At 63.1% G+C, this 26,156-nt stretch carries 23 protein-coding genes and 3 pseudogenes; 15 read left to right on the top strand and 11 right to left on the bottom strand.

Translation table 11 applies throughout. From position 1 onward, the window contains the following. Window positions 1-45: 45 nt before the first annotated feature. The 4 genes from ACX9MO_RS16735 to gluQRS all read left to right on the top strand — a co-directional run bounded on the left by ACX9MO_RS16735 (window position 46) and on the right by gluQRS (window position 4,664). The gene (locus tag ACX9MO_RS16735; protein WP_462212661.1) at window positions 46-831 is read left to right on the top strand and encodes an enoyl-CoA hydratase; all 786 of its coding nucleotides are present in this window, start codon (window positions 46-48) and stop codon (window positions 829-831) included. A gap of 387 nt (window positions 832-1,218) precedes the next feature. After that, complete coding sequence (locus ACX9MO_RS16730) at window positions 1,219-2,391, top strand: cytochrome-c peroxidase (protein WP_462212660.1); 1,173 nt, start codon at window positions 1,219-1,221, stop codon at window positions 2,389-2,391. 39 nt (window positions 2,392-2,430) lie between these two features. After that, window positions 2,431-3,783 carry a methylenetetrahydrofolate--tRNA-(uracil(54)-C(5))-methyltransferase (FADH(2)-oxidizing) TrmFO gene (trmFO, locus tag ACX9MO_RS16725; protein ID WP_462212659.1) on the top strand — a complete coding sequence of 451 codons (1,353 nt, stop codon included), beginning with the start codon at window positions 2,431-2,433 and terminating at the stop codon, window positions 3,781-3,783. A gap of 11 nt (window positions 3,784-3,794) precedes the next feature. After that, window positions 3,795-4,664 carry a tRNA glutamyl-Q(34) synthetase GluQRS gene (gene gluQRS / locus ACX9MO_RS16720; RefSeq protein ID WP_462212658.1) on the top strand — a complete coding sequence of 290 codons (870 nt, stop codon included), beginning with the start codon at window positions 3,795-3,797 and terminating at the stop codon, window positions 4,662-4,664. Window positions 4,665-4,670: 6 nt separating this feature from the next. On the opposite strand, the gene hisI is transcribed toward gluQRS, so the two are convergent. After that, window positions 4,671-5,048 (bottom strand): phosphoribosyl-AMP cyclohydrolase, encoded by a 378-nt coding sequence (gene hisI, locus ACX9MO_RS16715; RefSeq protein WP_462212657.1) that lies wholly within the window; start codon window positions 5,046-5,048, stop codon window positions 4,671-4,673. 83 nt (window positions 5,049-5,131) lie between these two features. Between hisI and ACX9MO_RS16710 the strand changes: the two genes are divergently transcribed. The 3 genes from ACX9MO_RS16710 to ACX9MO_RS16700 all read left to right on the top strand — a co-directional run bounded on the left by ACX9MO_RS16710 (window position 5,132) and on the right by ACX9MO_RS16700 (window position 7,299). Next, complete coding sequence (locus ACX9MO_RS16710) at window positions 5,132-5,581, top strand: iron-sulfur cluster assembly scaffold protein (RefSeq protein ID WP_462212656.1); 450 nt, start codon at window positions 5,132-5,134, stop codon at window positions 5,579-5,581. Window positions 5,582-5,971: 390 nt separating this feature from the next. Further along, on the top strand, window positions 5,972-6,955 hold the full coding sequence (locus ACX9MO_RS16705; RefSeq protein WP_462212655.1) for a methyl-accepting chemotaxis protein: 984 nt from the start codon (window positions 5,972-5,974) through the stop codon (window positions 6,953-6,955). Further along, window positions 6,907-7,299 carry a hypothetical protein gene (locus ACX9MO_RS16700; protein ID WP_462212654.1) on the top strand — a complete coding sequence of 131 codons (393 nt, stop codon included), beginning with the start codon at window positions 6,907-6,909 and terminating at the stop codon, window positions 7,297-7,299. The genes ACX9MO_RS16705 and ACX9MO_RS16700 overlap by 49 nt, the downstream gene beginning before the upstream one ends. Before the next feature lie 446 nt (window positions 7,300-7,745). Here the strand turns inward: ACX9MO_RS16700 and ACX9MO_RS16695 are convergent, their stop codons facing one another. From ACX9MO_RS16695 to ACX9MO_RS16680, 4 genes and pseudogenes are all read right to left on the bottom strand, one after another. Continuing rightward, window positions 7,746-7,868, bottom strand: a complete 123-nt coding sequence (locus ACX9MO_RS16695) for a hypothetical protein (protein WP_261397834.1) — start codon at window positions 7,866-7,868, stop codon at window positions 7,746-7,748. A 117-nt stretch (window positions 7,869-7,985) separates the two neighbouring features. Further along, window positions 7,986-10,076, bottom strand: a complete 2,091-nt coding sequence (recG, locus tag ACX9MO_RS16690; RefSeq protein ID WP_462212653.1) for an ATP-dependent DNA helicase RecG — start codon at window positions 10,074-10,076, stop codon at window positions 7,986-7,988. Beyond that, a complete protein-coding gene (gene ligA / locus ACX9MO_RS16685) occupies window positions 10,073-12,502 on the bottom strand; it encodes an NAD-dependent DNA ligase LigA (protein WP_462212652.1) in 2,430 nt (809 codons plus the stop codon). The genes recG and ligA overlap by 4 nt, the downstream gene beginning before the upstream one ends. A gap of 210 nt (window positions 12,503-12,712) precedes the next feature. Further along, window positions 12,713-12,916 (bottom strand): annotated as a pseudogene (locus ACX9MO_RS16680) (winged helix-turn-helix domain-containing protein); the annotation flags it as partial. Window positions 12,917-13,117: 201 nt separating this feature from the next. Here ACX9MO_RS16680 and ACX9MO_RS16675 point away from each other — a divergent pair. The 3 genes from ACX9MO_RS16675 to ACX9MO_RS16665 all read left to right on the top strand — a co-directional run bounded on the left by ACX9MO_RS16675 (window position 13,118) and on the right by ACX9MO_RS16665 (window position 14,530). After that, a complete protein-coding gene (locus ACX9MO_RS16675) occupies window positions 13,118-13,381 on the top strand; it encodes a helix-turn-helix domain-containing protein (RefSeq protein ID WP_462212651.1) in 264 nt (87 codons plus the stop codon). A 323-nt stretch (window positions 13,382-13,704) separates the two neighbouring features. Then, a complete protein-coding gene (locus ACX9MO_RS16670) occupies window positions 13,705-13,896 on the top strand; it encodes a hypothetical protein (protein ID WP_462212650.1) in 192 nt (63 codons plus the stop codon). Between the two features lie 373 nt (window positions 13,897-14,269). After that, window positions 14,270-14,530 carry a hypothetical protein gene (locus ACX9MO_RS16665; RefSeq protein WP_462212649.1) on the top strand — a complete coding sequence of 87 codons (261 nt, stop codon included), beginning with the start codon at window positions 14,270-14,272 and terminating at the stop codon, window positions 14,528-14,530. Window positions 14,531-14,717: 187 nt separating this feature from the next. Here ACX9MO_RS16665 and ACX9MO_RS16660 read toward each other — a convergent pair whose 3' ends face one another. Both ACX9MO_RS16660 and ACX9MO_RS16655 read right to left on the bottom strand, forming a co-directional pair. Then, window positions 14,718-15,818 (bottom strand): hypothetical protein, encoded by a 1,101-nt coding sequence (locus tag ACX9MO_RS16660; protein WP_462212648.1) that lies wholly within the window; start codon window positions 15,816-15,818, stop codon window positions 14,718-14,720. A 388-nt stretch (window positions 15,819-16,206) separates the two neighbouring features. Then, the gene (locus ACX9MO_RS16655) at window positions 16,207-18,033 is read right to left on the bottom strand and encodes an ATP-binding protein (protein WP_462212647.1); all 1,827 of its coding nucleotides are present in this window, start codon (window positions 18,031-18,033) and stop codon (window positions 16,207-16,209) included. 507 nt (window positions 18,034-18,540) lie between these two features. On the opposite strand from ACX9MO_RS16655, the pseudogene ACX9MO_RS16650 reads away from it, so the two are divergent. Then, window positions 18,541-19,265 (top strand): annotated as a pseudogene (locus ACX9MO_RS16650) (IS5 family transposase). A gap of 477 nt (window positions 19,266-19,742) precedes the next feature. Continuing rightward, window positions 19,743-20,471 (top strand): hypothetical protein, encoded by a 729-nt coding sequence (locus ACX9MO_RS16645; protein ID WP_462212646.1) that lies wholly within the window; start codon window positions 19,743-19,745, stop codon window positions 20,469-20,471. On the opposite strand, the gene ACX9MO_RS16640 is transcribed toward ACX9MO_RS16645, so the two are convergent. Continuing rightward, window positions 20,454-20,885, bottom strand: a complete 432-nt coding sequence (locus ACX9MO_RS16640; RefSeq protein ID WP_462212645.1) for a transposase — start codon at window positions 20,883-20,885, stop codon at window positions 20,454-20,456. The two genes, ACX9MO_RS16645 and ACX9MO_RS16640, sit on opposite strands and share 18 nt — an antisense overlap. 240 nt (window positions 20,886-21,125) lie before the next feature. Further along, window positions 21,126-21,416 carry a hypothetical protein gene (locus tag ACX9MO_RS16635; protein WP_462212644.1) on the bottom strand — a complete coding sequence of 97 codons (291 nt, stop codon included), beginning with the start codon at window positions 21,414-21,416 and terminating at the stop codon, window positions 21,126-21,128. 805 nt (window positions 21,417-22,221) lie between these two features. Between ACX9MO_RS16635 and ACX9MO_RS16630 the strand changes: the two genes are divergently transcribed. The 3 genes from ACX9MO_RS16630 to ACX9MO_RS16620 are packed head-to-tail and all read left to right on the top strand — an operon-like array spanning window position 22,222 to window position 25,015. After that, complete coding sequence (locus tag ACX9MO_RS16630; RefSeq protein WP_462212643.1) at window positions 22,222-23,838, top strand: DNA cytosine methyltransferase; 1,617 nt, start codon at window positions 22,222-22,224, stop codon at window positions 23,836-23,838. Continuing rightward, window positions 23,835-24,011: a hypothetical protein gene (locus ACX9MO_RS16625; protein ID WP_462212642.1), complete on the top strand. Its 177-nt coding sequence runs from the start codon at window positions 23,835-23,837 to the stop codon at window positions 24,009-24,011. The genes ACX9MO_RS16630 and ACX9MO_RS16625 overlap by 4 nt, the downstream gene beginning before the upstream one ends. After that, window positions 24,008-25,015, top strand: a complete 1,008-nt coding sequence (locus ACX9MO_RS16620) for a tyrosine-type recombinase/integrase (RefSeq protein WP_462212641.1) — start codon at window positions 24,008-24,010, stop codon at window positions 25,013-25,015. The genes ACX9MO_RS16625 and ACX9MO_RS16620 overlap by 4 nt, the downstream gene beginning before the upstream one ends. 60 nt (window positions 25,016-25,075) lie before the next feature. Here the strand turns inward: ACX9MO_RS16620 and ACX9MO_RS16615 are convergent. Beyond that, a pseudogene (locus ACX9MO_RS16615) lies at window positions 25,076-25,606 on the bottom strand (response regulator); the annotation flags it as partial. Between the two features lie 80 nt (window positions 25,607-25,686). Further along, window positions 25,687-25,995, bottom strand: a complete 309-nt coding sequence (gene sciP, locus ACX9MO_RS16610; protein ID WP_462212640.1) for a CtrA inhibitor SciP — start codon at window positions 25,993-25,995, stop codon at window positions 25,687-25,689. Window positions 25,996-26,156: the final 161 nt, after the last annotated feature.

Below are 26,156 nucleotides of genomic sequence, written 5' to 3'. Positions count from 1 at the left end.
GCCTCTCCGGCCCCTACAGTTTCGCCAAAGAGGAGGAGGAACAAGATGTCCCTGCTGGAACGTCACGACACGGGCGCCATTGCCCACCTGCAGATGACCGCGCCCGGATCGCTGAACGCGCTCTCCGACGGGATGCTGGCGGCCCTGAAGGCGGAACTCGCCCGCCTGGCCGAAGACCGCAGCATCCGCGTCGTGATCCTCTCGGGCGCGGGCAAGGCCTTCTGCGCCGGCCACGACCTGAAGGAGATGCAGGCGGGCCGCCAGGCCGAGGACGGGGGCGCGGCCTATTTCGCCGATCTCTTCGCCCGCTGCACCGAGGTGATGACGGCAATCCGCACCCTGCCCCAGCCGGTCATCGCCCGCCCCCACGGCATCGCCACCGCGGCGGGCTGCCAGCTCGTCGCCTCCTGCGATCTCGCCGTGGCGGCCGAGGGCACCCGCTTCGGCGTCAATGGCGTGAATATCGGCCTCTTCTGCTCCACACCCATGGTCGCGCTTTCCCGCAATATCCCGCGCAAGCAGGCCTTCGAGATGCTAACCACCGGCACCTTCCTGGACACCGACCGCGCCATGGCACTCGGCCTGATCAACCGCGCCGTGCCTCTTGAGGCGCTGGTGAGCGAAACCCTCGCCCTGGCCGAAACCATCGCCGCCAAGCTCGGCTCCGCCGTCCGCATCGGCAAACGCGCCTTCTACGACCAGCTCGAGCTTCCCGTCGACGCCGCCTATGCCCACACGGCAGACGTCATGGTCGAGAACATGCTGAATAGGGACACCGCCGAGGGCATACAGGCCTTCATCGAGAAGCGCCCCCCCGACTGGACCCAGTAACAGCGTCCATCCACTGTTCCGAAGTATCCTCGGGGGTGAATTGCGGGCCCCGCCCGCAAGAGGGGGCAGACAGCCCCCTCCCGCGCCTGCCCCCGGACACAGCCCGGGTCCGGCAGCGCGCCCCTCTCGCCACACGCAAAATTCTTCGAAGAATTTTGCCAAGAATTTTCGAAAATTCTTGGTCTCCCCCCGCGCACGACACGCACATCCTCACCGCGCGGCTCCAGCGGCAGCCCCACTGCCCACGTCACAGGCACCCCGTAGCGCGCCCTCATGCCCCCGACAGCGTTTCCACATTTCTGCCGCATTTTTTCCAGATCGCCACTTTCTGAACACAATTCAATTTGCTATCCCTCAGGGACACCTCAACAACTCAGGTGTTGAACGATGCGAGTGTGGGTCACCGCCGCAATCCTGTCCCTCCAGGCCTCTCTCTCTCAGGCTACGGACGTGCCCGGCGCGGTGACCCCCTCGGATTTCCCGCCCCAGGATGCAGAACTCGTCCGCCTCGGGCGCGACCTGTTCCACGATCCCGTACTCTCCGCCGGTGGTCCCCTCGCCTGTGCCAGCTGCCATGCGCCCGCCCGCGGTGCACCGGTCCCACCACTGGCCCGCGACACGCCCAGCCTCGTGAACCTCGGCGCCTATGATCGCGGGGTGCTCTACCGCGATGGCCGCCTCGCCGCCGATCCGGATGCCCCCTTCGGCCTGCGCCTGCCCGGCGGAGCCGTGCTCGACCGGCCGCTGCCCTCGGTGCTGGCGGCGCAGGCCTACAGCGCGCTTGACCGGGGCATCGACGCGCATGCCGGACGGCCCGCCGCCCCCGGCAGCGCCGGGGCGACCACGGCCCGCATCGCCGCCCTGTCCGCCTATGCCGAGGGGTTTGCCAGCGTCACCGGGCCCCGCCCGCTTGCGCCCGCCGATATCGCCATGGCCCTCGCCGCCTACGTGACCGAGAGCTTCCGCGCCATCGACAGCCCGTTCGACGCCTACCTGCGTGGCGACCGCGCCGCCCTGACCGAGGAGCAGATCCGCGGCATGGACCTTTTCTACGGCCCCGCCGGCTGTGGCAGTTGCCACGCGGGCCCGTTCCAGACCGATCAGGGCTTCCATGCCATCGGCGTGCCACCGCGCCCCGGCGCGGAGGCCGATCCGGGCCGTTACGGCGTCACCGGGCTGGAGGAAGACCGCTACCGCTTCCGGACCCCGAGCCTGCGCAATGTCGCCTTCACCGGGCCCTACGGCCACAATGGTGCCTATGGCTCCCTGCGCGCCATGGTCACCCATCACCTCGATCCGATGGCGGCGCTCACCTCCTACAGTGGCCTCGACAGTGGCCCGGGGGTGCACAGGGTCCGCCTCGACAGCGCCCCGGGCACCGGCGACGCCCGGCTGCCGATCGCCGGGGCCATCGAACTGGCCCCGGTATCGCTCACCACGGCAGAGGTCGACGACCTCCTCGCCTTCCTCTTCGCCCTGACCGACACCGGGGCCCTCACCCCGGCGGGCGGCGCGCCGGACCAGCTGCCCTCGGGCCTGTCGCCCGGCCCCCTGCGCTAGCCCTTCCCAAATCGCCCCCGATCCCCTATCTGCGCGGGCATGACACAGACATTGCATATCGTCGGCGGCGGCATGGCCGGTTCGGAAGCGGCCTGGCAGGCTGCCAAGCAGGGCGTCAACGTGGTGATCCACGAGATGCGCCCCAAGGTCGGCACCTTCGCCCACCAGACCGGCAAACTCGCCGAGATGGTCTGTTCCAACTCCTTCCGCTCGGACGACAGCGAGCAGAACGCCGTGGGCCTCCTGCACTGGGAGATGCGCGCGGCGGACGGGCTGATCATGCAGACCGCGGACAAGCACCGCCTGCCCGCGGGCGGCGCGCTCGCCGTGGACCGCGATCCCTTCGCCGAAAGCGTGACCGCCGCCCTGACCGCGCTGCCCAATGTCAGCGTCTCGGGCGAGGAAATCACCGAGCTGCCCACCGAGGGCCACTGGATCATCGCCACCGGCCCACTGACCTCCTCCGCGCTCGGCGCCGCGATCCAGGCCGAGACCGGGGCCGAACGGCTCGCCTTCTTCGACGCCATCGCCCCCATCGTCTATGCCGAGAGCATCGACATGGACACGGCCTGGATGCAGTCGCGCTATGACAAGGGCGAGACCGAGGAAGAGCAGAAGGCCTATCTCAACTGCCCGATGACCAAGGACCAGTACGAGGCCTTCATCGACGCGCTGCTGGCCGCCGAGAAGACCGAGTTCCACGAGGGCGAGACGGCGGGCTACTTCGACGGCTGCCTGCCGATCGAGGTCATGGCCGAACGGGGCCGCGAAACCCTGCGCCACGGCCCGATGAAACCCGTGGGCCTGACCAACGCGCACAAGCCCGAGGAAAAGGCCTATGCCGTGGTGCAGCTGCGCCGCGACAATGCCCTCGGCACGCTCTACAATATCGTCGGCTTCCAGACGAAGATGAAGTACGGCGCACAAACCGCTGTTTTCAAAATGATTCCCGGACTTGAAAACGCCAGCTTCGCGCGCCTTGGCGGCATCCACCGGAACACATTCATCAACTCGCCCACGCTGCTCGACGACCGGATGCGGCTGAAATCCCGGCCCAACATCCGCTTCGCCGGTCAGGTGACCGGGGTCGAGGGCTACGTGGAAAGCGCCGCCATGGGGCTGCTTGCCGGCCGCATGGCCGCGGCCGAGATCCTCGGGCAGGACCTGCCCCCGCCGCCCGCCGAGACCGCCATGGGCGCGCTGATCACCCACATCACCGGCGGCGCGGAGGCCAAGACCTTCCAGCCGATGAACGTGAACTTCGGCCTCTTCCCGCCGCTCGACGGCGTGCGTGGTGGACGGCGCGGCCGCAAGGACCGCTACAAGGGCTATACCGACCGGGCCAAGGAGCTCTTCAGCGGCTGGCTCGCAGGCCAGACCGCGCAGGGCTGAGGGGGGCCTCCATGCCCTCCGGTCCCGTCACGCGCTTTGCCCCGTCGCCCACGGGGCCGCTGCATCTTGGCCACGCTTACGCGGCGCTTCTGGCGCAGCATCTGGCCGAGGCAGCAGGCGGGACCTTCCTGCTGAGGATCGAGGACATCGACCAGAGCCGCGCCCGCCCGGAGTGGGAGGCGCAGATCTACGACGACCTGCACTGGCTCGGCCTCAGCTGGCCCGAACCTGTGATGCGCCAGTCCGACCGGAGGACCGCCTACGAGGCGGCGCTCCGCGTGCTCTGGGACCGCGGGCTGCTCTACCCCTGCCACTGCAACCGGCGTGACATCCTCGCCGCCGCCAGTGCCCCGCAGGAAGGCGCGCCGCTGATGGGCCCGGACGGCATCGTCTACCCTGGCACCTGCCGTCCCACTGAGCCGCCCGAGGGCCCGATGCCTGCGGGAACGGCGCTCAGGCTAAACATGCACCTCGCTCTGCAAGAAATTGATTGCAAAATACTTTTCGAAGAAGAAGGCACCGGACCAGACGGGGGGACCGGGCGTATCTTTATCGACCGCAGGCACCTTGTCGAGGGCGTGGGCGACATCGTTCTCGCCCGGCGTGACATGGGCACCTCCTACCACCTCTCGGTGGTGGTGGACGATGCCGCGCAGGGCGTCACCCTCGTGACCCGCGGGGCCGACCTCTTCGAGGCGACCCCGATCCACGTGGTGCTGCAACATCTCCTCGGCCTGCCCCGGCCCGCCTATCACCACCATCGCCTGATCCGCGACGAGACCGGCAAGCGGCTGGCCAAGCGCGACGACGCACGGGCCATCGCGCTCTACCGCGCCGAGGGGCTGACCCCGGCACAGGTCCGTGCCAAAGTCGGCCTCTGAGGCGCGTCAGACCATGGGCTTCATCAGCTCCGCCTCACCGTCCCCGGTGACGGCGGTGTAGAAGCAGCTGCGCCGGTTGGTGTGGCAGGCGGGCCCGGTCTGGTCCACCACCAGCAGCAGGCAGTCGCGGTCGCAGTCGATCCGCATCTCCACCAGCCGCTGCATGTGCCCCGAGCTTTCGCCCTTGGCCCAGAAGCTCTGGCGCGAGCGCGACCAGTAGGTCACGTGGCCGGTCTCCAGCGTGCGCGCGATCGAGGCGGCGTTCATCCAGGCCATCATCAGCACCTCGCCGGTGCCCTCCTGCTGCGCGATGGCGGGGATCAGGCCCTTGTCGTCGTATTTGAGCGTGTCGGGATCGAAGTTCATCGGCAAAACCTTTTGCATCCGGGCGTGAGAGGACTATCTAGGGGAAGGACCCGCCCGGCGCCAGCCATCGCCCGACAGAGGCCCGCGGGGAAAGGACAGCCATGAGCGACAGCGACCTGATCAAACTCTATTCCCAGCGGATTCTGGGTCTCGCCTCGGACATCCCCCGGCAGGAGCGTCTGGACGCCCCCGATGCGACCGTGAAACGCCGCGCTCCGCTCTGTGGCTCGACCGTGACGGTGGACGTGAAGGTCACCGACGGCCGGATCAGCGACTATGGCCAGGAGGTGCGCGCCTGTGCCCTCGGGCAGGCCGCCGCCGCGGTGGTGGGCGCCCATGTGGTCGGCTGCGACCGGGACCAGATCCACGCCGCCCGCGATGCGCTGAAGGCAATGCTGAAGGACGACGGGCCGACGCCGCCTGCCCCCTTCGACGGGCTCGAGGTGCTGCGCCCCGCGCGCGACTACAAGAACCGCCACGCCTCGATCCTGCTGACGCTGGAGGCCACCGCCGAGGCCATGGACAAGATCGCGCAGCGCGATTGCGCCTGACGTTCGGCTGAGGTGTGGGCCCGCAGGTCGGGTCGGGCGCCTCGGCTGACGTCCCTGCCAGATGTCTCCGCCTCCGGATCGCACTTAACCGCTTGTTCGCACCTGCGGGGCTAGGCTGCCCCATCCGCAGGAGCGAAGGCGCGCATGACCCTACAGCCCGACATCCCCGCGACCGGCCCTCTTCTGGGCCGCGCACCTAACCCAGCAATCGGCCCTACTGTCCGCCCGGTGGGCCTACCCGACACTCCGGACGGCGGTCCGAGCAGCACCCGCGCCGGCACGGGCCCGGTTGACGCGCAGTCCCCGGCTGATCCTCCACTTTCGGCTTCCGGGCCCGGGCATGGCCCCGATCGCGCCCATCTCGACAGGCTCGCCCGCGCCGCGACCAAGATGGGCCGCGCCATTGTCGAGATTGCGGGCCACCTCGACGCGCTGGAGGACCAGTCGCAGCAGCAGGCCACCGCCCTTGCGCAGCTGCGCGATGGCGCCGGCCGCGTGGTCCAGTCGAACGCCAGTGCGATGGAGACCCTGACCAAGGTCTCCGGTGCCATCAGCCAGATGCTCGACACGCTGCGCGCCACCGGCGCACAGATGCAGGCCACCGCCCTCACCACCGAGGAAGTAATCACCTGGGTACTCACCCTCGACGACCGCGCGCGCGGGGTTCAGGTCACCCTCGACGCGGTGGAGAAGGACAACGAGCAGATCGCCGCCATCGCGGCGCAGGTCAACATGCTCGCCATCAACGCCAAGATCGAGGCCGCCCGCGCCGGCGAGGCCGGCAAGGGCTTTGCCGTGGTGGCCGACGCGATCAACGAACTGTCGCGCCACACCGGCCACGCCGCCAAGGATATCGCGGGCAATGTCAGCACGCTGACCGGATGGATCGGACGGCTGCAGGCGGAATCCGGCGACTTCGCCCGCAAGGCCGAAGAGATGCGCAGCGCCGGGCAGGACACCGGCATCAAACTGTCCGAAACCCTCGAGATCGCCGGCGCGGTCAACGAACGCACCACGCTGATCACCAGCGATTCCTCGACCGCCGGCGAGGCGCTGCAGGGCTTCGCCCCGCGGATCGCCCGGATCACCGAGTCGATCGCCGAGGGCACCCGCGGCGTCGCCGAAGCGCACCGCCACGTGGAGAACCTGATCGAGACCTCCGAGCAGTTGGTGAGGACAGCGTCGCCATCGGCGGCACCTCCGACGACCAGATCTTCATCACCGACGTGCAGGACCGCGCCGCCCGGATCGCCGCCGCCTTCGAGGCCGCGCTCGACGCCGGGCGGATCACGCCCGACCAGCTGTTCGACACGACATACGCCGAGGTGCGCGGCAGCAATCCACCGCAGTTCACCACGCGCTACACCACCCTGACCGATGCCCTCCTGCCCGAGATACAGGAGCCCGCCCTCAAGCTCGACAGCCGGGTGGTCTTCTGCGCGGCCGTTGATCGCAATGGCTACCTGCCGACGCACAACCGTCAGTTCTCGCAGATGCAGGGTCCCGATCCGGTCTGGAACACGGCCAACTGCCGCAACCGCCGCATCTTCGATGACCGCGTGGGGTTGAAGGCCGGGCGCAATACCGATCCCTTCCTGCTGCAGGTCTACCGCCGTGACATGGGTGGCGGACAGCACGTCACGATGAAGGACCTCTCCGCCCCGATCTTCGTGCAGGGGCGCCACTGGGGCGGGCTCCGTCTGGCCTATCGGTTCTGAGCACCGTCGAGAGGGACCACGGCAGTGGCGTCCGGGCCGGGGCTCGCCCCCGCCCTGAAGACGCTCACACATGAACAACGGCCAGCCAGGAAAGACGGGGCCCAGGGAAGACGGCGGGAAAGGAAGACGGGACCCACGAAAGATGGAGCCCGCGAAAGACGGAGCCCACGAAAGACGGAGCCCACGAAAGCCGGCGCCCAAGGAAAACAGAACGGAAGGCAGACGGCCCCGAAAGAAAAAACCGCCGCACTCCCTTTCGGAAGGCGGCGGTAAGTGAACATTTCCGTCGGGGACAGATGAGAGCGGAACCGGGGGATGAGGCAACCCCGGCGCAACCAAGACAGGCATCCCGGCGCGGGTCACATGTGGGGAACGTGACGGGCAGGCCCTCGGGTTAACGGAAATGCGGGCAGAAATACGGATCGAACGTCGAAACGGCGCCTCCCTCAGACGAGGCCGGGCAGATGCAGGCTGCCGACGAGGATGACAATCAGCGCCACCGCACCGACGAGGTCCTGTACCAGCTCCATGCCGGACCGGGTGACGACCGATTTGACTTGCTGAACCATGATGACCTCCGCTGCGTTGCGCTGTGTTGCCACTTTGTTCTCATATCCATTCCGCCGAGTAAAGAACTTTTTAAGAACATTTGTGAACAAAACGCATCTCAGGAAGGAAGGCGCGCCCTAACCCACTGAAATCAATCGGATCGCCTGATCCTGCCCCATGAGCCAGAGCAGCACCCGGGCGGCCTGCCCGCGGGGCGAGGTCAGCTCCGGATCCATGGTCAGCAGGGTTCGCGCGTCGCTCTGCGCCACCGCCATGAGGGCCGCCTGCGACTCGAGATCGGCCACCCGGAACCGCGGCAGCCCTGATTGCGCGGTCCCGATCATGTCGCCTGCGCCCCGGATCTGCAGGTCGGCCTCGGCGATGCGGAAGCCGTCCTCCGTCTCGCGCAGGAGCGTCAGCCGTTTCTCCGCCGTCTCGCCAAGCGGCGGCTGGTACATCAGCAGACAGGTCGCCTGCGCCTCGCCGCGCCCGACCCGGCCCCGCAACTGGTGCAACTGCGCAAGGCCAAAGATCTCGGCCCGCTCGATCACCATGATCGAGGCATTGGGCACGTTCACGCCCACCTCGATCACCGTCGTGGCCACCAGCACCGCCGTTTCGCCCGCCACGAAGCGCGCCATGGCGGCGTCCTTCTCGGCGGGCGGCATCTGGCCGTGGACCAGCCCGACGACCCCTTCGCCCAGTTCGGCCCGCAGCCGCTTGAACCGATCCTCCGCCGCGGTCAGGTCGACGCTCTCGCTTTCCTCCACCAGAGGACAGACCCAATAGGCCTGCCGCCCCTCGGCAATGGCGCGGCGCAGGTGATCGACCACCTCGGCCATGCGCCCCGAGGAGACCAGCGCCGTGGTCACCGGCTTGCGTCCGGGCGGCTTCTCGTCCAGCACCGAGACATCCATGTCGCCGTATTGCGCCAGGGCAAGCGAGCGCGGGATCGGCGTCGCGGTCATCACCAGGACGTCGGCGCCGGCGCCCTTCTTGCCCAGTTCCAGTCGCTGCCGCACGCCGAAACGGTGCTGCTCGTCGACGATCGCAAGGCGCAGGTCGTGAAACGCCACGTCCGCCTGGAAGACCGCGTGGGTGCCGACGAGGATGTCGATCCGGCCCTCGGCCAGATCGGCCAGCTTCTCCCGCCGGTCCGCCCCCTTGTCACGCCCGGTCAGGATCTCGACCCGCACGCCGGCCGCCTGTGCCAGCGGGGCCAGCCCCTCGAGGTGCTGGCGGGCGAGGATCTCGGTGGGCGCCATCATGACGCCCTGCCCGCCGGCTTCCACGGCCACGAGCAGCGCCATCAGCGCCACCAGCGTCTTGCCGGCCCCCACGTCGCCCTGCAGCAACCGCGACATGCGCCGGTCCGACGCCATGTCCTTGGCGATCTCCTCCACCGCACGGCTCTGTGCCCCGGTCGGCGCATAGGGCAGCGAGGCCAGCACGCGCTGCCGCAGCCTCCCGTCGCCATGGGACGGAATGCCCTTGCCGCGCCGCATCCCCCGCCGGGCGAGCGCCAGCGTCAGCTGATGCGCGAAAAGCTCGTCATAGGCCAGCCGCTCGCGGGCCGGATCGGCGGGCGAGACCGCACCGGGCCGGTCGGGCGCATGGGCGGCCGCCAGCGCTGCGTGCCAATCCGGCCATTCCGCGCGCGCCTTCTGCTGCGGGTCGATCCACTCCGCCAGTTCCGGCGCGCGGGCCACGGCGGATTGCGTGGCCTTCGCCATCAGCTTCTGGGTGACGCCCGCGGTCAGCGGATAGACCGGCTCGAAATCCGGAATCGACGACGCCTCCTCCGGCGGGAGCGCGTGATCCGGATGGACCATCTGCGCCATGCCGTCGAAATACTCCAGCTTGCCGGAGACCAGCCGCCGTTCGCCCGGGGGCAGCAGTTTCTTCAGGTAGTCGCCGCGCGCATGGAAGAAGACCAGTTGGAACTCCTCCTCCGCGTCGCGCACGTTCACCCGGTAGGTGCCGCCGCGCCGACTGGCCGGGCGATGCGCCCCGATCTCCACCTCGACCGTGGCGACGCAGGGCATCTCCAGCCCGCGGATCGTCTCGCGGCGGCGGCGGTCGATGGCGGCGTGTGGCAAGACGAAGAGCATGTCGCGCGGCAGCGACACCCCCATATGGTCCAAGGCCTTGGCGGTCTTCGGCCCGACGCCCTCCAGCGTCTCCAGCCCGGCAAAGAGCGGAAAGAGGACCTCGGGCCGGGCGCTCATAGCCCCTCGATCAGCGCGAGCCAGCCGTCCTCGTCGATGGTCTCGATGCCCAGATCGGCGGCCTTCTTGGCCTTCGATCCTGCGCCCGGACCCGCCACCAGCAGGTCCGTCTTGGAGGAGACCGAGCCCGACACCTTGGCGCCAAGCGCCTCGGCCCGGGCCTTCGCCTCGTCCCGCGACATCTTCTCGAGCTTGCCGGTGAAGACCACCGTCTTGCCCGCGACCGGGCTGTCGGTCGTCTGCGGCGCGGCTTCCTCCTGCGGGGAGAGTTGCCCGACGAGGCGCAGGATCGAGGCCCGCTCCGCCTTCTGCGAGAAGGCGGTGCAGAGCGCCGCGGCCACCGCGTCGCCGATGCCGTCAATCCCGACGAGGTCATCCCAGGCGGCCCGGGCCTCCGGCGCGACAGCCGGGTCCTCGGCCCAGATCGCTTCGCGGGTCTGGGTGACCTGTGCGCGGCGGCCTTCGGCGGCCGCGGCAGCGCGTTCCGCACTCACCGCTTCAGCGGCGCGGCGGTAGCGCTCATAGGCTGGCAAAGCGCGATCCACCGCCGACAGGAACGCCTCCCAGCTGTGGTAGGCGCGGGCCAGATCGCGGGCGACAACTTCGCCAACATGGCGAATGCCGAGCGCGAAAAGCAGCCGGGAGAGCGGAATTTGTCTTTTTCCCTCAATCGCCTGGAAGAGGTTCTTCGCGCTCTTCTCGCCCCAGCCCTTGGTTTCGGCAAGCGGCGTGCGTGCGGCCTTGATCATCTCCGCGGCCACCGTCTCGGGCGTCCAGCGGAACAGCGGATCTTGCGGACCGAGCGCCTCTTCGTAATGCGCGCGGAAAGCCTCGGGCTGGCCCTCCTGGATGTAGCGGGCCTGGGTCTCCTCGATCTCGGAGCGCAGTTTCTCTTCCGAAATCAGGAGCTTGCCCGCCTCATCACGGGTCTGAAGCGTGAAGATGTCCGCAGGCTCCGCGATCCAGTGCAGATCGTGGAATTTCTCCACCTGCTTGGCCCCCAGCCCCTCGATGTCGAAGGCCGACCGGGAGACGAAATGCTTCATCTTTTCAACGGCCTGCGCAGGGCAAATCATCCCGCCAGAGCAGCGACGCACGGCGTCGCCTTCCTCGCGCACCGCCTCCGAACCGCACTCGGGGCAGCGGGTCGGGAAGGTGAAGGGCTCGGTCCCCTCGGGCCGCTTCGACAGGTCCACATCTGCCACCTTGGGGATCACGTCCCCGGCGCGGTAGACCTGCACCCAGTCGCCCACGCGGATGTCCTTGCCGCCGCGGATCTCGTTGCCCTTCGCATCGCGCCCGGCGATGTAATCCTCGTTGTGCAGCGTCGCGTTGGAGACGACGACCCCGCCCACGGTCACCGGGTGCAGCCGCGCCACCGGGCTGAGTGCCCCGGTGCGGCCGACCTGGATGTCGATCGCCTCCAGCCGGGTCCAGGCCAGTTCGGCGGGGAACTTGTGCGCGATGGCCCAGCGGGGCGTGGTGGAGCGGAAGCCGAGCCGGGCCTGCAGGGCGATGTAGTTCACCTTGTAGACCACGCCGTCGATATCATAACCGAGCGTGGCGCGCTGCGCCTCGATTGCGCGGTAGTGCTCCATCATCTCCGCGGGGCCATCGCAGAGTTGCGTCAGCGGGTTGGTCACGAAGCCGAAGTCCTTCAGCCGCGCAAGGGCCTCGACCTGCGTCTCCCCCAACGGCTCCGAGAGCTCGCCCCAGGCGTAGGCGAAGTAGCGCAGCGGGCGGGCGCGGGTGATCTCCGCGTCGAGCTGGCGCAGGGACCCGGCGGCGGCGTTGCGCGGGTTGGCAAAGGTCTTGGCGCCCGCCTCGGCCTGGCGCTGGTTCAGGGCCTCGAAATCCTCGTGGCTCATGTAGACCTCGCCCCGAACCTCCAGCACCTTGGGCGCGCCGGCGATCTGCTCGGGGATATCCGCGATGGTGCGCGCGTTGGCCGTGACATTCTCGCCCACTTCGCCGTCGCCGCGGGTGGCCGCCTGCACCAGCTTGCCGTCTTCGTACCGCAGAGAGAGCGAGAGCCCGTCGATCTTGGGCTCCGCCGTGAAGGGCAGCGGGGCCTGCGCCCCGAGGTTGAGGTAGGACCGCACGCGGGCGTCGAAATCCGTGACATCCTCGTCGGTGAAGGCATTCGACAGCGACATCATGCGCTGCGCATGGGTCACCTTGGCAAAGCCCTCCGCCGGGGCGGCGCCGACCTGCTCGCTGGGGCTGTCGCTGCGTTTCAGATCGGGGAAACGGTCTTCGATCTCGGCGTTGCGGATCTTCAGCGCGTCATAGTCCGCGTCCGAAATCTCCGGCGCATCCTCGCCGTGATAGGCGGTATTGGCGCGCGCCAGAAGGTCTGCGAGCCGCGCAAGCTCCTCCTTCGCCTGTGCTTCCGTGAGATCGGATACGGAAATGTCGGCTGTCATGCCTGCCCCTGCCCTGAAGTCTGTGATCAGGCCAGTGATAGGCGGGCCCGCGGCCCGGGTCCAGACCCGCAGACCGCATGCCGTTCCGTGAGTGGCGAACCGCCCCGCGCGCCCCGGGGCAGGTGAGTGTCACGGCATGCTGGTCCTTGGGCCTTCAGCCCCCCGCCGGCGCCTGAAGGTGCGTGGTCTGCGCAGCCCGCGCCAGCCCCGTCAGGCGCGGATCGCGAGCCGCTCTTCGTTGATCTCGCTCGGCTCCGGATCGCGCAGCACGTAGCCCCGTCCCCAGACCGTCTCGATATAATTCTCGCCGCCCGTGGCAGTGGACAGCTTCTTGCGCAATTTGCAGATGAAGACATCGATGATCTTGAGCTCGGGTTCGTCCATGCCGCCGTAGAGATGGTTCAGGATAGCCTGAAAACCCCAATAAAATCAAAGGATCAACGTCAATCATTTCAAAGGACAAAGCAAAAACAGATCGTGAACTTTGAAACGGCTAGCCGCCCGAACCCAAGCCACGGCTCGAGTACACGCCCCATACCGCCCAAAGATCGCTATTGATATTTCAAACATCACGATAGATACCTTGCACTTTTATACTGATAGGCTGCGCCTGACATGATCACTTCGATGCAAATGAGAGCCGCACGTGCCCTGCTGGGTATCGACCAGAAGCGGCTTGCGGAACTCTCAGGGCTGTCCGTGCCGACCATACAGAGAATGGAGGCCTGCAATGGCAACGTGCGCGGGGTGATCGACAGCCTAGTCAAGATTGTCGCGGCGCTGGATGACGCAGGTGTTGAGCTGATCGGGGAAGGAGCGCAAAGCCTTCAAGGCGGCCGTGGCGTCCGCCTCAAAGCCGTTTCGCCCAATATGCAGTAACATGCCTAAACGATGGGATATTAGGCGCGCCTCCGGGAAGAGGCGTTCACAAGCCGAACTGCGCCAAGAGCGCGTATACCGAGCACTTGCCCACCCAAGGACACAATCCGAACTCAGGGAGCTGCTTGGCATGAGTAACAGCGGTATTCTCAGCCTATTGCGAAGAATGGAACGGAGCGGCTTGGTACATTCAGCCGAACGGATCAGCTACACACGCGTTTGGGAAAGAGAGAACGCCTTCCGATCGGGTTCATAGTGTCGAGACAGCTCCACCATTCCTTCACTGAGCCCCTCACAGTCCCCATGAATCGAAAGGAAAACCAATGATCACGAAGATCGGAATGCTGGCCTTGGACCTCGGCGCAGACACCGACATCGCAGACAATCCAAGGGAAGCACTTGAGTTTTGCGCAGCTAGAAAAGAGCATTTGAGCCAAGAACAGCAGCTAGTGTTCAACAACGCCTATGATGACGCGAGGCGGCAAGTTCAGCAGGAGAATCTGAGCGTAGCTTAGGTTCAAGACACCTAGCAGGGATGGCACGGTCAACCTCACTCGAACGCCTTCTCGAAATCGCATTCAGACGGTATGCGTCCAGACGGCCCAGAGCCAGTGAGGTTCACCTGGCTGATGCCTCGGCTGGAAGATGAAGCGGACTACGATGAGGCCGCACGCATAGAGAGTGCCGGGTGACCTGCCACCGACGCTTCCGGCCCATAGCGGACCTTGCCCCTCGATCGCGATGCTGCGTTGCGGTCTACCAAAGCAGACTTTCATATATCTTGCAGCGATATCGCCGGCCTAGGGAGCTTCGTCCCAGCCCGACTGTTGACTTTGGCCGCTCAATAAATGCAATCATAGCAACAGTAGAGTTACAGAAAGCCACCAAATGTTCGAACGCGCGAAACCTCTTGCCGGCGCCATTTGGAAGCGCTTCCGCAGTTATCCCATCTTTGTGCAGATTTTGTTGGTCGTTCCTTTCCTGTGCGCCATGGTTTTCACGCTCTTGGTCGGAAACATGGGGCTAGCGTTGATGGGCACCGCTGTCGCAATTAATTCATTTTTCGTTGGTTGGATCGGTGCCGTCGTGGTTCTTGTGACAGGTAAAGCTGGCATAATTGTCGCGAAGGATCATAAGAACAAGGGCTGAGTGTTCCTTGTTCGACTCTCGGCCCAAACCGGACTTTCGGCAAGTCGGGCTTTGCTGCGGTGCAGCTTGCCCAAACCCGCGATCTATGATCGTCACACAGCATGACCTGGCGTGCCAAGGTCAGCTCTGCGGGCTTTTGGGACTTTCGTTGCGCTATGGATGGACGCCCTGTCCGGTTGAGCAAATGCTACACGTCTGCTTCCAACCCAAGCGCAATGCCTCTCTCGCTGCGGTAATGTTCGATGGCGTCCCAGCCCTTGTCCGACCGCTCGATGAAGTGCGTAAGGACAACTCCTATATAGCGATTGACCCGATTAAGGACGTCTCGCCTTTCGGCCTGATCCAAAAGGTCCTCTAAATTCGCGCCAACGTGCACGACATTGTGTCGCAAGCCCGGATCCCTGCCACTACTGTCTTTACCCATGCTTGTAAGGAAACGAAAATCTTGCATGATTTCGTCGTACTCTGTCCGATCCTGAGCTACGTGGCGACCAATTTGCTTTTTGACTTTTTGCATGGCGATGTACCCGTCGGGGTCGGCCAAGTACTCTATGAGAGTCATGAGTTGGAGAAATTTTTCGGTGTCGCTTGCCGCTTCCAAAGCGGTCGAGTGTAATCGAAGGCCACGTCGCGCTATGTTGCCGACTTCGCCGTGCTCCAACTCGGGTACAAAGCAGCCCTCGTTGATTTCAAGGCCAAGCCCGGCCACGATGTCGTGCGTGACTAACTGTCCCGCGACGATGTAACTCTCGTGATCCTCTAGGCTATAAAACAAACCTGCCGTGAAACGGCGCTTTGGCAAGTACCCGGCCCTGCCAGGAAGAGAGTCAGGAAGGTCGATCTTACAATACCAAAACCGAAGCAAGTCGATTATCGCTTCGGCTTGCCTCGCTGCCACAGAGATTGCGTCGAGATGCACTTGGTGATTTCTCGCTTCGAGGAACTCATCCCAGTTTAAAACAACCGGTAAGGCCAGAAGCCCGCAGTCGAAAAAGTCGTCAATAGTGATCTGCGTAGCGCCACTTTTGAGCCAAGTAAGATCGGAGCCCGACGCCTCTATCCTTCCTGGAGTGTTAGCATCGCTACGGCATACGGCCTCCTGCCATTCATGGGCAGGAAAGGAGACCACATGAAGGTCATCTGCTGAAAGCGAACCTGGTGGGTAGAAGATGAGGTTCTCGGCAAGTTGTATAGGTTCCTCTGCATATACCCGACTAAATGGGAGTAAGCAGAGCCGCGCGCCAGCCTGAAGCTCGGACGAGAACTTGATTCTTGGGTCTTCAATCATACTCAACAGTCTCTAATATCTTGCGCCTAACTAGCTTACGTTTCGATGACTGTCACCAAAGCAGCCATCCATACATCATGAACTTTGGGCTTATAGCGGTCATGCGACTACGCCCCAGTCTCTTTGCTATGGTGCGCGGGCTCCGAAGGGCGCTGACGGCCCTCTGCGGACATTCGGACCTGCCTCCGAAAAATGACCGGTCCCCAGTCACTCTGTCCATTCGAGCCGAGGCAAGAAAATAATTAGCGCTTGCTACCCGACGCGCAGATGAAAACGAGATGAGTTGCGAATTCGAACAACGCCACATTAGCAGCGCGAGCAGCGTCTCATAAAATATCGACCGCGGGGCAGAATGAAATTTTTCCGCCAGATATATCACCAAATTGAATTATTCTACCATTTCTGCCAATCGTGCCAACCACCCGTTAACTTCATTGTCGGCTCCGCGAGCTTGCAAGCGTTCGTATGTCATATGTTCAAACGCTTGGGCTAATCGTTCTTTGGCCTTTGCGTCTTTCGGCACTCCATCAAAGCCACTAAATGCCTGCCATTGAAGGGCGAAGGCACGAGGCACTCCAGGGTTTTGTGCGTCGGGAGTATCAACAACATTGCAAGTGAACCCGAACGCATCTTGGATTGCATCGGGATGCAGGTAGCACTCAATTTCATGCTTCTCCGTCAGGGCTGCCCAAGAACCATCGCCTCGCGCATTAACACCGTCAACAGAATCGGCGTATGCGGGCACATCAGAGTCGTAAATGTGTGCCTCAGGCAAGCCGAGCGGCTTTAGGTAGTGATTATTTACCCAATGCTTCAGACTGCTGCCTCCCAATACCACAAAGGCAAAGCGAGGGTCGTCCGAAAGGTTAGGTAGAGAATTGTTATTTTGATGAGCTATTCTACTAAGAGCTTTGAATGCCACAACATCGGTATATCCTTCCACGCAGACCAATGCCTTGACCCTATTGTCTGGCACAAGACCGAGAACTCCAGCTACCTCTCCGAAAACATCTGCACCCGAAGTAATGTCGGGAACATCCGCTCCACTTGGGTTCTGGACAAACCGGATGCTTTCCGTCGGGAGGTCTGCGGCGAGACCTGGGCTGTGTGTAGTAAGCACCACCTGACAACCGGGCATTGAAGCGAGGTCTCTAAAAGCGTTCATGAGCACCCGCTGATTGTCTGGGTGTTGCGACGTCTCCGGCTCTTCGATAGCGTATATGATGTTGGATTTGGCGGAGGTCTTCAAACGGCGTTCAGCTTCAGCCTTAAAGAAACTGACAAGAATCATGCGTCGAACACCGCTGCCACGCTTATTCAAAGCGATGCCGTTGTTCGTTTCCATGCCGAGCGAAAACAATCCAGCCCACTTCGACGCTTGAGGGGGATTGTATTTTGGAGTCAATGACTCCGCAAGCTTTGGGTCAATTTCGGTCAGGGAAGAGTGTGTAAGTTTTGCAATTTCTTCTGCCTTTGCCCGCACGAGCTCCTCAATTTCATGAATGTGCTCGGCTGCTTCGGCGATAGCCGCCTTAATGGCACCCTTAAGTGGGTTTTGAACCTCGTTGTCGCTATCCCTACTTGCGCGGTCGCTCTGGAAAAGTGCGAACATGGGAAGATAGCTGTTCAACTTATCCCAAACTTTCTTTCCATCCTCTTTGCCTTTCCCAAGTTCCAGTCGCTGAGGCTTCAGCTCAAGTTCCTCGGCGCTCTCCCAGATAGCCTTGCGCATCTTTGGATTGCCTTTTAGCGCGACATCAAGGCCCAGCTCCTTAACTTTGGCTTGCAAGCCAGATTCTTTCAGGCTGAGAAGATCGTCGAAGCCTTTGGCTGTGGGGTGACTGCAAACCAAAAAAACCTGCTCACCAGGTTTAGGCTTGGAGCAGTCAAAAACTTTCTCAATTTGTAGTTTGCCATTTTCGGCAAGAAGATACTCATCTGCCAAGCTTGTTTCTGCACCAGCATCCAATGTGATCGTCTCGGGGAAGTCTTCAAACTCGCACAGGATCGAAACCATTCTATGGTCCGAATCTACATTTGCATCGGAGCTCTCGATTTTAACCACATCATTATTGAAAAATATTTCAAGTGCCTCCAAGAGGGTTGATTTTCCGACGTCATTTTTGCCAATAAGCGTTGTCAGATCGTCAAGCTCAACTCTTCGCCGGTCTTTGTAGGCACGAAAGTTCTCAACCTCTATTGCAGCCAGTTTCATAGCAATCCCTTATAAAAGCCGACAATAATTTCGCGCCGCCAATGATCAGCGTAGCGTGCATCATTTTTATGAAGCTGTTTACTACTATGGCTTTCTCTTCGTAAGCGCTGAGTGCGAAACATTGGGTCTTATGAGATCATTTCGCTTGAGCTTCTGCAAGTCTGCTTCTCTGCCGGACGCATCGACTATGGGTGGCAACTTGACCGTCCGCCCGGTGCGCGTCGCTGCCGCTCGCCCAAGACGCAGCGAACGGCCGCTTTCCGCCCTTTCCGACCAGGTCCGCTCGCGGCCCAGACCTGCCGCTCAGTCCCTGGCCGGTCGCCGCGGTGCAGCTTCACCAAACCAGCCATTCGTACATCGCGCGGCATCTTCGGAGGATGAAGGTCGGCAGTGCACAGTGAGCGGCCGGTTAGGGTCTGGACCCATTGATTTCAGGTCTGTTGCGTGATTCACGGCTCGAAAAGAGCGGTGCACATGCCTGATCTCTTCTGGCTGACCGACGCGTAGATGGCGCGCTTGGAGTTCTATTTTCCGAAGCCCCACGGCAAGCCTCGTGTCGATGATAGGCGCATCTTGAGTGGAATTCACTTTATCCATCGCAATGGCTTACGTTGGTGCGATGCGTCGAAAGAGTATGGTCCGCACAAGACAATTTATAATCTTTGGAAGCGGTGGGACGACCAGAGCATCTTTGCGCAAACGATGGCTGGCCTGGCCGCTCAGCACGGCGAGAAAATGACAATGATGATCGACGCCACCTATCTGAAAGTCCATCGCACCGCGTCCAGCCTAGGCGCGAAAAAAGGGGGCACGGCCGCCTGATTGGCCGCACCAAGGGCGGCATGAATGCCAAGTTTCATGCCATCTGCGACTGCAAGGGCTGCCCGATCAACTTCATTGTCTCTGCCGGTCAGGTTAGCGATTACATCGGCGCGCGGGCACTGCTCAGCAGCCTGCCGGATGTCGTCCGACTGCTCGGGGACCGTGGCTACCACGCCGATTGGTTCCGGCAAGCATTAGAAGACAGGGGGTATACGCGTCTGCATCCCTGGCCGGAAACAGCAGAAAACTCCGGCAAAATATGACATGCGCCGCTACAAACGCCGCAACCGCATCGAGATCATGTTCGGCCGGCTCAAGAATTGGCGACGTGTCGCAACCAGATACGACCTGTGCCCCAAGCCTTCTTCTCCGCCATCGCTCTCGCCGCCATCGTCATCTATTGGCTATGAGTCCGGAGCCTAGACACCAAGAACGTTGTGAGATGGCCTTGTCGCCAGAGATGACCTTAAGAGTTGATTGACCAAAGAGTGAACTCAAGCCGAAGAGGCTACTCGCGCGATCTGCGCATAGTTCAACCCAAAGAAGAAATCGGACATGACCCCACCCTGTTTTGGCGCAGGAAACCATCTCAGGGATTTGAGATCAATGGTCCGTGAGCCCAACGAATCCGAGCTCGCTGGAGACCTTGTCGATGCGCTCCCCACCAATGGTGGGGGGGGGCCTACGTCGGCTCGTTTTAGTCAAGCACTGGCCCAAGATTTAAGCGCCGGATCAACGCACAGGGCCGCTTTTCGGCAATTTCGTGAGTGCTCATGGTTTCCGCCTAACACGGCTGCAAAACCGTGTTTACTTGTCGGCGTTAGTCGCGGAAACATCGCCGCAAGCATCCGAATTGTTTTCTCTGACACCATATACACGGCTTGATCATGACAGACACCCAGCGGTTCGATATCTCCACTTTTCCAGTGGCGTTTCTTCATTTTAATAGTGGTATTGCCATTGACCCTGAGAGCAACACATTAATCCTGCTTACGCGTGCTTCTAGCTCATCAACGTGGCAGCAAGCAATTCACCAAGTCGACGACATAAGATCAATCAAGCGGGCATCCTTTGCGCCTGATGAATTCTTTGACTCTTCCAGGAGCGGAGGAGGGCTCGCGGGGGCAGCGCACGATCTTGGATCGAGTATTGGATTGGCAATCAGAAATAGCATGGAGAGGAAGAAGGCCGCAGCTAGGTCTGGCTTAGAACTGATGCTCCGCTCACTCGAGACTCCAAAATTCTTTGTGAACATACCCGATGAGAACCAGCTCTTAAGGGCATACGAGGCTGTCAGCCAGGTGATAGACGGCAGAGGTCTCAATGGCACCTACAACACAGTATCGGCTGCGGTTGCCGCAGATATCATCTCCGAATCACATAAGGAACCTTATAAGTCGCAGGTTGGTTCGTCAGATCATGCCCTGAAATATATTCCCAGAGATGAGCCTGCGGAAGATACGTCAACTGAGGACATGTCAGACCCAGCACGAAAATACCTTCCCAAAGCAAAAACAAAAGAAGGGAGCCCAGAAGCAAAGGCCCCTCGAAATCTGGCAATTGCAATAGTTATAATAGTGGTGGTGGCCTGCATCGTGCTAGTCCCTCGTCCATAACGAGAGCCTGCAGGTTGGATTTGGGTATTCGTGTTCCCCGTCTGGCGAGCGCGATGGCGGAGATAGTGCCTTAGGGCATCTGTCATATCTGGTCGCGTTACGACGCCAGTCCTTGAGCCTACCGAACATGATCTCGATACGGTTCCGGCGTGCGTAGCGACGTTTGTCGTATTTCACGGTTGCCTTTCGTGTTTCCTGCCCGGGATGCAGGCGCGGATCCCTTTGTCTTGCAACGCTTCTCAGAACCAATCGGCGTCGTAGCCCCGATGCCCGATCTCCGAGCAGCCAGTCGACATCGGGCAGGCTGCTGAGCAACGCTCGCGCCCCTATGTGAGAGCTGACTTGGCCAACGGAGACGAAGAAACTGAACGGGCGACCGTTGCTGTCGCAGATGGCATGCAGCTTGGTGTTCACGCCGCCCTTCGTGCGACCGATCAGGCGTCCACACGCCCCTTTTTCGCGCCTAGGCTGGACGCGGTGCGATGTGCCTTGAGGTAGGTCGCATCAGTCATCACCGTTTTCTTCTCGCCGTGTTCGGCAGCCAGCCCGGCCATCATCTGAGCAAAGATGCCTTTGTCGCTCCATCGCTTCCAACGATTCTACAGCGTCTTGTGAGGACCATACTCTTTCGGTGCATCCCGCCAGCGTAAGCCATTACGGTTTATGAGGATACGGCACCACGTCGGTCCGATCAGGCACGCGCTTGCCACCGCACTCGTAGTCCAGGACCAGGTAAAGCTCGATCCGCCCCGGGAAGAGATCAGCCGGCGGCACGATCTCGATGCGGAGCTTCTCGAAACTGTCCCCGATCTGGCGGCGCACGCCGCCCTTGACCGGGTCGGCCAGCTCAGCCTCAGCGGGCGAATAGCTGTACCGCTTGGAGGAGATGAGGCCGAAGAGCGCGGTCTTCTTGACGTACTTGAACGTCTCGACCAGCGCGTCCATCCCGTCGACCGTCACCCGCAGGCCGGAGTCCAGGAGCTTGGTCTTGCCGAAGAGGCCGGTGATCAGGGGAATGGCCAGCGCCAGCGGACCGGCGATCGCGCCGATGGCTGCGGCGAAGGCGCCGATCCCATTCCGCGACCCCCAGCATGCGCCGGCCGGGTCCGACCGCCGCCTCCAACTCGGGCTTGCGGGGATCGAAATCCGTCAGGTCGACCCGCTCATGTGCCTCTGTCATCATTCAACCTCGCTCAGTAACGTCTCGACCGCAGGGCAGAGGCCCGCGAGGTCGTGGCGGAATTCGTCATCGACCGCCCCGGAGGCGATCGGCGGCCCGGCTGGGCCTGGCGTGTCGGCGTCATGAACGCTCACCCGCAAAGCCCACCGAAGCGCGCCGCAATCCGATGCGAGCACTTCGAGCCAGAGATGGCCTAGCGGCAGCGCAACGCGCCGTAGGATGGTCAATTTCCGGGGCCCGTTCACTGCGCCATTTCCCGCGCGGCTCTGGCGCGCTTCCATCGTTCGTGGACCGCCGCCCCGTCCAGCCCCGCGAGCGCGCAGACCGCGTAGAAGTCGCGGGTTCCGAACCAGGCATCCGCACTGTCGTGCGCCCGTTGCGCGACCCCATTACTGCCGCACCAGCGCAACTCGATGGAATCCTCCCACGCGCGGAGAAGCACGGAGGCCCAGAGGCCGCGAAGGCCCTCCGGGTCTCCTTGCGTCCCTCCCTCGGTCCCGCCGTAGGAGGCGATCTGGCCATCGGTCGTGCCGGGGATACGGGGCCCCCACGATCCGCAAGCGGCTCTTCGTGATCATCCGCTTCGACGGCAAGCCCATCGTCTGGCCCGCCCAGACCCACGGCGACCCGGAGTCGCGCCAGGTGAAGGCCGGCAAGCTGAAACCATGGCGCGCCGCGGCGGAATGCATCGACTGGTCCCTGCCCTGCCCCTCGGTCTTCGACACGAAGGCCCAGATCATGGAGAAGCACGGCCTGCGCGCGCAGCGCCCCCTCGCCCACAACACGCTCGCCCGTGTCGCGCGAGGCCTGCATCGCTACGTGTTGGAGGCCGAGCGCCCCTTCCTCGTGAACCTCACCCACGGCGGGCGGTGCGAGGACGTGGCCGCGCCAGTGCGCACGATCACCGGCGCGCATCGGGGCGAGAAGGCCGCGGTTGCTCCAGTGCTTGTCCGGCACTTTGCCGGATCGACAGGCCAATCCATTGAGCGCCCGGCCCCGACGACACCAGCGGGCGGGGGTGGCAAATCTGGACTGCTCGCCCCCTGCCTCGCCAGCATCGCGCACGGCTACAGCGGCGGCCGCCGCGAGTATCCCCTCACCGATCCCATGGGCACCACCACGGCAGGCGGCATCGCTCATGCCGTCATCGCCCCCTCGATCGCGCGCTTCAACAGCGGTGCGACCGGGCATGCGATCACCGACCCCATGGCAACGGTCACTTCGAATAGCTACATCAAGCGACCGGGCGGCGCCGCACCTCTCGGCCTGCTGGCGCCAAGCCTCATGAGCCTGAAAGGCACCTCTCGCCGCGACAGCGCCGCGACGACGCCGCACCCAACCGTTCTGGCGGGCGGCGGGCACTCTGCCATCCTCGCGCCGGTGCTGACCTACGCACAGCAGGGCGGGCGCTGCCGCGACATCGAGGCACCGCATCATACGATCTGCGCCAGCAAGAAGGACCAGAACGCGGTGATCGCCGCCTCGCTGATCCAGACCGGATATGGCGAGCGCGCTGGCCAGGCGCCGCGCAGCCTCGACATCGGCCGCCCGCTCGGCACGATCATCGCGGGCGGCCTGAAGCACGTGCCGATTGCGGCCTTCCTCGCCCAGCAGAATGGCGGCCCCCGGATGGACGGCCACAGCGGCCACGACCCGCGCGCGCCGCTCTCCACCGTCACCGGCTCGGGTAGCCAGCAGACGCCGGTCTCGGCCTTCTTCGCAAAGTATTACGGCACCGGAGACGGCGCCCGGGCGGATGCCCCGCTCCACACGATCACGGTCAAGGACCGCATGGGTCATATCGAGGCCCAGCTCGACGTGCCGCCCTTCACCGAAGCGCACGCGGACCGGGCCCGCAAGGTCGCAGAGCTGATGCGCACGCACGGGCTCTGGGATGATCGGGAGTTCGTCACCGTCGAAATTGACGGCGCCACCTTCGTGATCGTGGACGTCGGCATGCGGATGCTCACCCCGCGCGAGCTGTTCAACGCCCAAGGCTTCCCCGCCGACTACGTCATCGACGGCACCTGGACAGAGCATGATGGCGAGTGGACCTTCACCAGCTTCCCGAAGGACGTGCAGGTCTCCTGCGTGGGCAACAGCGTCTGCCCCCCAGTGGCCGAGGCGCTGGCGCGGTCGAACTGCGGGCATCTGGCGGTGAGCGCAGCACAGGAGGCGGCGGCATGAGCACCATCGCCACCGCAGCACAGCCTCTCAAGGGCGCAGAACTTCGCAAGGCAGTCGCAGAGTGGACCGGGCTGGGCTGCGCGGTGAAGATCGGCTCTGACGGCACAATCGAAGTGACCCCGCCCTCGCGCGAAAGCGCCGATCCTGACCTCGTGAACTGGAGCCGCAAGTGAAGCGTGGATTGCCCGCCTACGTCTATGCCAGGGGAAAGCGCGGCTACCTCTATTTCATCCGCGGTGGCGTGTGCCAGCGAATCCACAGCGAGCCTGGTTCCGCCGAGTTCGCCGCAGACTACGCCCGCCTAATGCGCGGTCGATCCGTCACGCCGAAGCGGAACATCGGAAAGCTCATAGAACTCTTCATGCGCTCACCGAAATGGGCTGGGTACGCGCACAACACGCGGCGCGGCCATGAGCGCCACCTCACATATCTGCGGGAAACTGCTGGGAACATCGATCCCGCCAAGCTGCGCACTGTGCATGTCTATGAGATGCGGGATAGCTTGGCGGACAAGCCGACCGATGCGAACCGGAAGATCGACACCCTCGTGGCACTGATGAACTACGCTATCCAGATCGGGTGGATTGACCGAAACCCCGCCCATGGCGTCGAGCGCCTGAAGGCGACGGGACGGAAGCGGAAGCCATGGCCGGTCGATCTGATCGAAGCATTCCGCGCCGAGGCGGATGGACGAACGCTGCTCATCTTCGAAATGCTGCTTGGCACAGGCCAGCGCATCAATGACGTACTGTCCCTGCGCTGGTCGGACCTGGACGGGGACGGCTTCCAGCTCACGCAGCGCAAGACGAAGACCGAGCTCTACATCCCGCTGACAGACCGCCTGCGCGCCGTGCTGGCGTCTCAGAAGCGGCGCGGCCTGTTCATCATCTGCCATGATGACGGAACCAAGATCAGCTACCAACTTGCCCACAAGGACGTGATGGCGGTGCGGAAGAGGATCGGCGCAGATGAGTATGACATTCACGCGCTGCGCTACGCCGCCGCCTCTGAGATCGCTTCAATCCCCGGCCTGACCAGAGAACATATTCAAGCGATTACCGGCCACGCAGATGCAGCCATGATCCGCCTCTATGCAGGGGCTGCCGTGCAAAAGCTCCGTGCCACAGAGGCTCAGAAGGCGCGAACGGACAGAACGAATACGAAACGTGAACACTGAAACGACAGTGAAACGCAAAAAACGTAGTCAATAATTTCAAAACCTTACGCCTCAATGTCAATGTTTCAGGAACATCTCCTTCGTCAGCGTCGTGCCCTTGCGCAGGCTGAGGAGTTCCAGCATCTGGTATTCCTTGCCCGTCAGATGCACCGACTTGCCCCCGACCTCGACCGTCTTGGCATCGAGGTTGACCGAGATCTTGCCCGTGCGGATGACCGATTGCGAATGCCCCTTGGACCGCCGGATAATCGCGTGGATGCGCGCCACCAGTTCCTCGCGGTGGAAGGGCTTGGTCAGGTAATCATCGGCGCCGAAGCCGAAGCCGCGGATCTTGTTCTCGGTGTCGTCGGCGCCGGAGAGGATCAGGATCGGCGTCTCGACCCGGGCGAGGCGCATCTGGCGCAGCACGTCATGGCCATTCATGTCCGGCAGGCCGAGGTCCAGCAGGATCAGGTCATAATCGTAGAGCTTGGCCAGGTCGATCCCTTCCTCCCCGAGGTCCGTGGTGTAGACGTTCAGGTTCGCATGGGTGAGCATCAGCTCGATACTCTTGGACGTCGTCGGGTCGTCTTCGACAAGAAGGACGCGCATGGTCATACTCCGCTCAGTCAATTTAACAATGTATATCCGCTCACCCGAATTAACTTTGCGGCGAATTAGTTAACGACACGTTACTCCGAGTTCCATTTTCCATCAAGATTTTCGCAATGTCGATATTTTTGAAGACTGGTGGTTTTTAATGCCTCTTCTCCGAATTCGCTGACCGCGGAGACCCAGGACAGGAATTCCTCCCGGCTCAGCCCGTAGCGCTCCAGCGCCTCGTCCTGCGAGATCAGACCGTGCACCACCCCGCGCACCACGGCGGCCTTGCGCGAGGCGACCCAGCGTCTCGTGTCCTTCGCGGGCAGATCCGCGCGGCTCATCACGCTGCCATCGGGAAGGGTCACCGCCCTTGGCCCCGGCACTTTCTTCAGATACATGGCACCTGTTCCTTGTCGATGCGCGGGCATCCTGTGCCGCGCGCCTTAACGGGGGATGAAACGCGACCTTGAGACTATGTCGCATTTTCCTATATTCTCCGGGTTCTCCTGCGGTCCGACCGGGCCGCGCCCCGCCGTTTACCCGCGCCCTTTCAGGAGCA

The sequence above is a fragment of the Pseudooceanicola profundus genome (assembly GCF_054919315.1).
The sequence above is the reverse complement of the archived record's forward strand: the minus strand, read 5'-3'. Positions and strand labels throughout refer to the sequence as shown.

Excerpts from the sequence above, each read along its gene's own strand:
- ACX9MO_RS16655 (WP_462212647.1), bottom strand. The coding sequence starts at position 18,033 with ATGAAACTGGCTGCAATAGAGGTTGAGAACTTTCGTGCCTACAAAGAC.
- ACX9MO_RS16675 (WP_462212651.1), top strand. The coding sequence starts at position 13,118 with ATGATCACTTCGATGCAAATGAGAGCCGCACGTGCCCTGCTGGGTATC.
- ACX9MO_RS16645 (WP_462212646.1), top strand. The coding sequence starts at position 19,743 with ATGACAGACACCCAGCGGTTCGATATCTCCACTTTTCCAGTGGCGTTT.
- ACX9MO_RS16665 (WP_462212649.1), top strand. The coding sequence starts at position 14,270 with ATGTTCGAACGCGCGAAACCTCTTGCCGGCGCCATTTGGAAGCGCTTC.
- ACX9MO_RS16695 (WP_261397834.1), bottom strand. The coding sequence starts at position 7,868 with ATGGTTCAGCAAGTCAAATCGGTCGTCACCCGGTCCGGCATGGAGCTG.
- ACX9MO_RS16705 (WP_462212655.1), top strand. The coding sequence starts at position 5,972 with ATGGGCCGCGCCATTGTCGAGATTGCGGGCCACCTCGACGCGCTGGAG.
- recG (WP_462212653.1), bottom strand. The coding sequence starts at position 10,076 with ATGAGCGCCCGGCCCGAGGTCCTCTTTCCGCTCTTTGCCGGGCTGGAG.
- ACX9MO_RS16735 (WP_462212661.1), top strand. The coding sequence starts at position 46 with ATGTCCCTGCTGGAACGTCACGACACGGGCGCCATTGCCCACCTGCAG.
- ACX9MO_RS16625 (WP_462212642.1), top strand. The coding sequence starts at position 23,835 with ATGAGCACCATCGCCACCGCAGCACAGCCTCTCAAGGGCGCAGAACTT.
- ligA (WP_462212652.1), bottom strand. The coding sequence starts at position 12,502 with ATGACAGCCGACATTTCCGTATCCGATCTCACGGAAGCACAGGCGAAG.
- hisI (WP_462212657.1), bottom strand. The coding sequence starts at position 5,048 with ATGCAAAAGGTTTTGCCGATGAACTTCGATCCCGACACGCTCAAATAC.
- gluQRS (WP_462212658.1), top strand. The coding sequence starts at position 3,795 with ATGCCCTCCGGTCCCGTCACGCGCTTTGCCCCGTCGCCCACGGGGCCG.
- ACX9MO_RS16635 (WP_462212644.1), bottom strand. The coding sequence starts at position 21,416 with ATGGACGCGCTGGTCGAGACGTTCAAGTACGTCAAGAAGACCGCGCTC.
- sciP (WP_462212640.1), bottom strand. The coding sequence starts at position 25,995 with ATGTATCTGAAGAAAGTGCCGGGGCCAAGGGCGGTGACCCTTCCCGAT.
- ACX9MO_RS16730 (WP_462212660.1), top strand. The coding sequence starts at position 1,219 with ATGCGAGTGTGGGTCACCGCCGCAATCCTGTCCCTCCAGGCCTCTCTC.
- ACX9MO_RS16660 (WP_462212648.1), bottom strand. The coding sequence starts at position 15,818 with ATGATTGAAGACCCAAGAATCAAGTTCTCGTCCGAGCTTCAGGCTGGC.
- ACX9MO_RS16710 (WP_462212656.1), top strand. The coding sequence starts at position 5,132 with ATGAGCGACAGCGACCTGATCAAACTCTATTCCCAGCGGATTCTGGGT.
- trmFO (WP_462212659.1), top strand. The coding sequence starts at position 2,431 with ATGACACAGACATTGCATATCGTCGGCGGCGGCATGGCCGGTTCGGAA.
- ACX9MO_RS16670 (WP_462212650.1), top strand. The coding sequence starts at position 13,705 with ATGATCACGAAGATCGGAATGCTGGCCTTGGACCTCGGCGCAGACACC.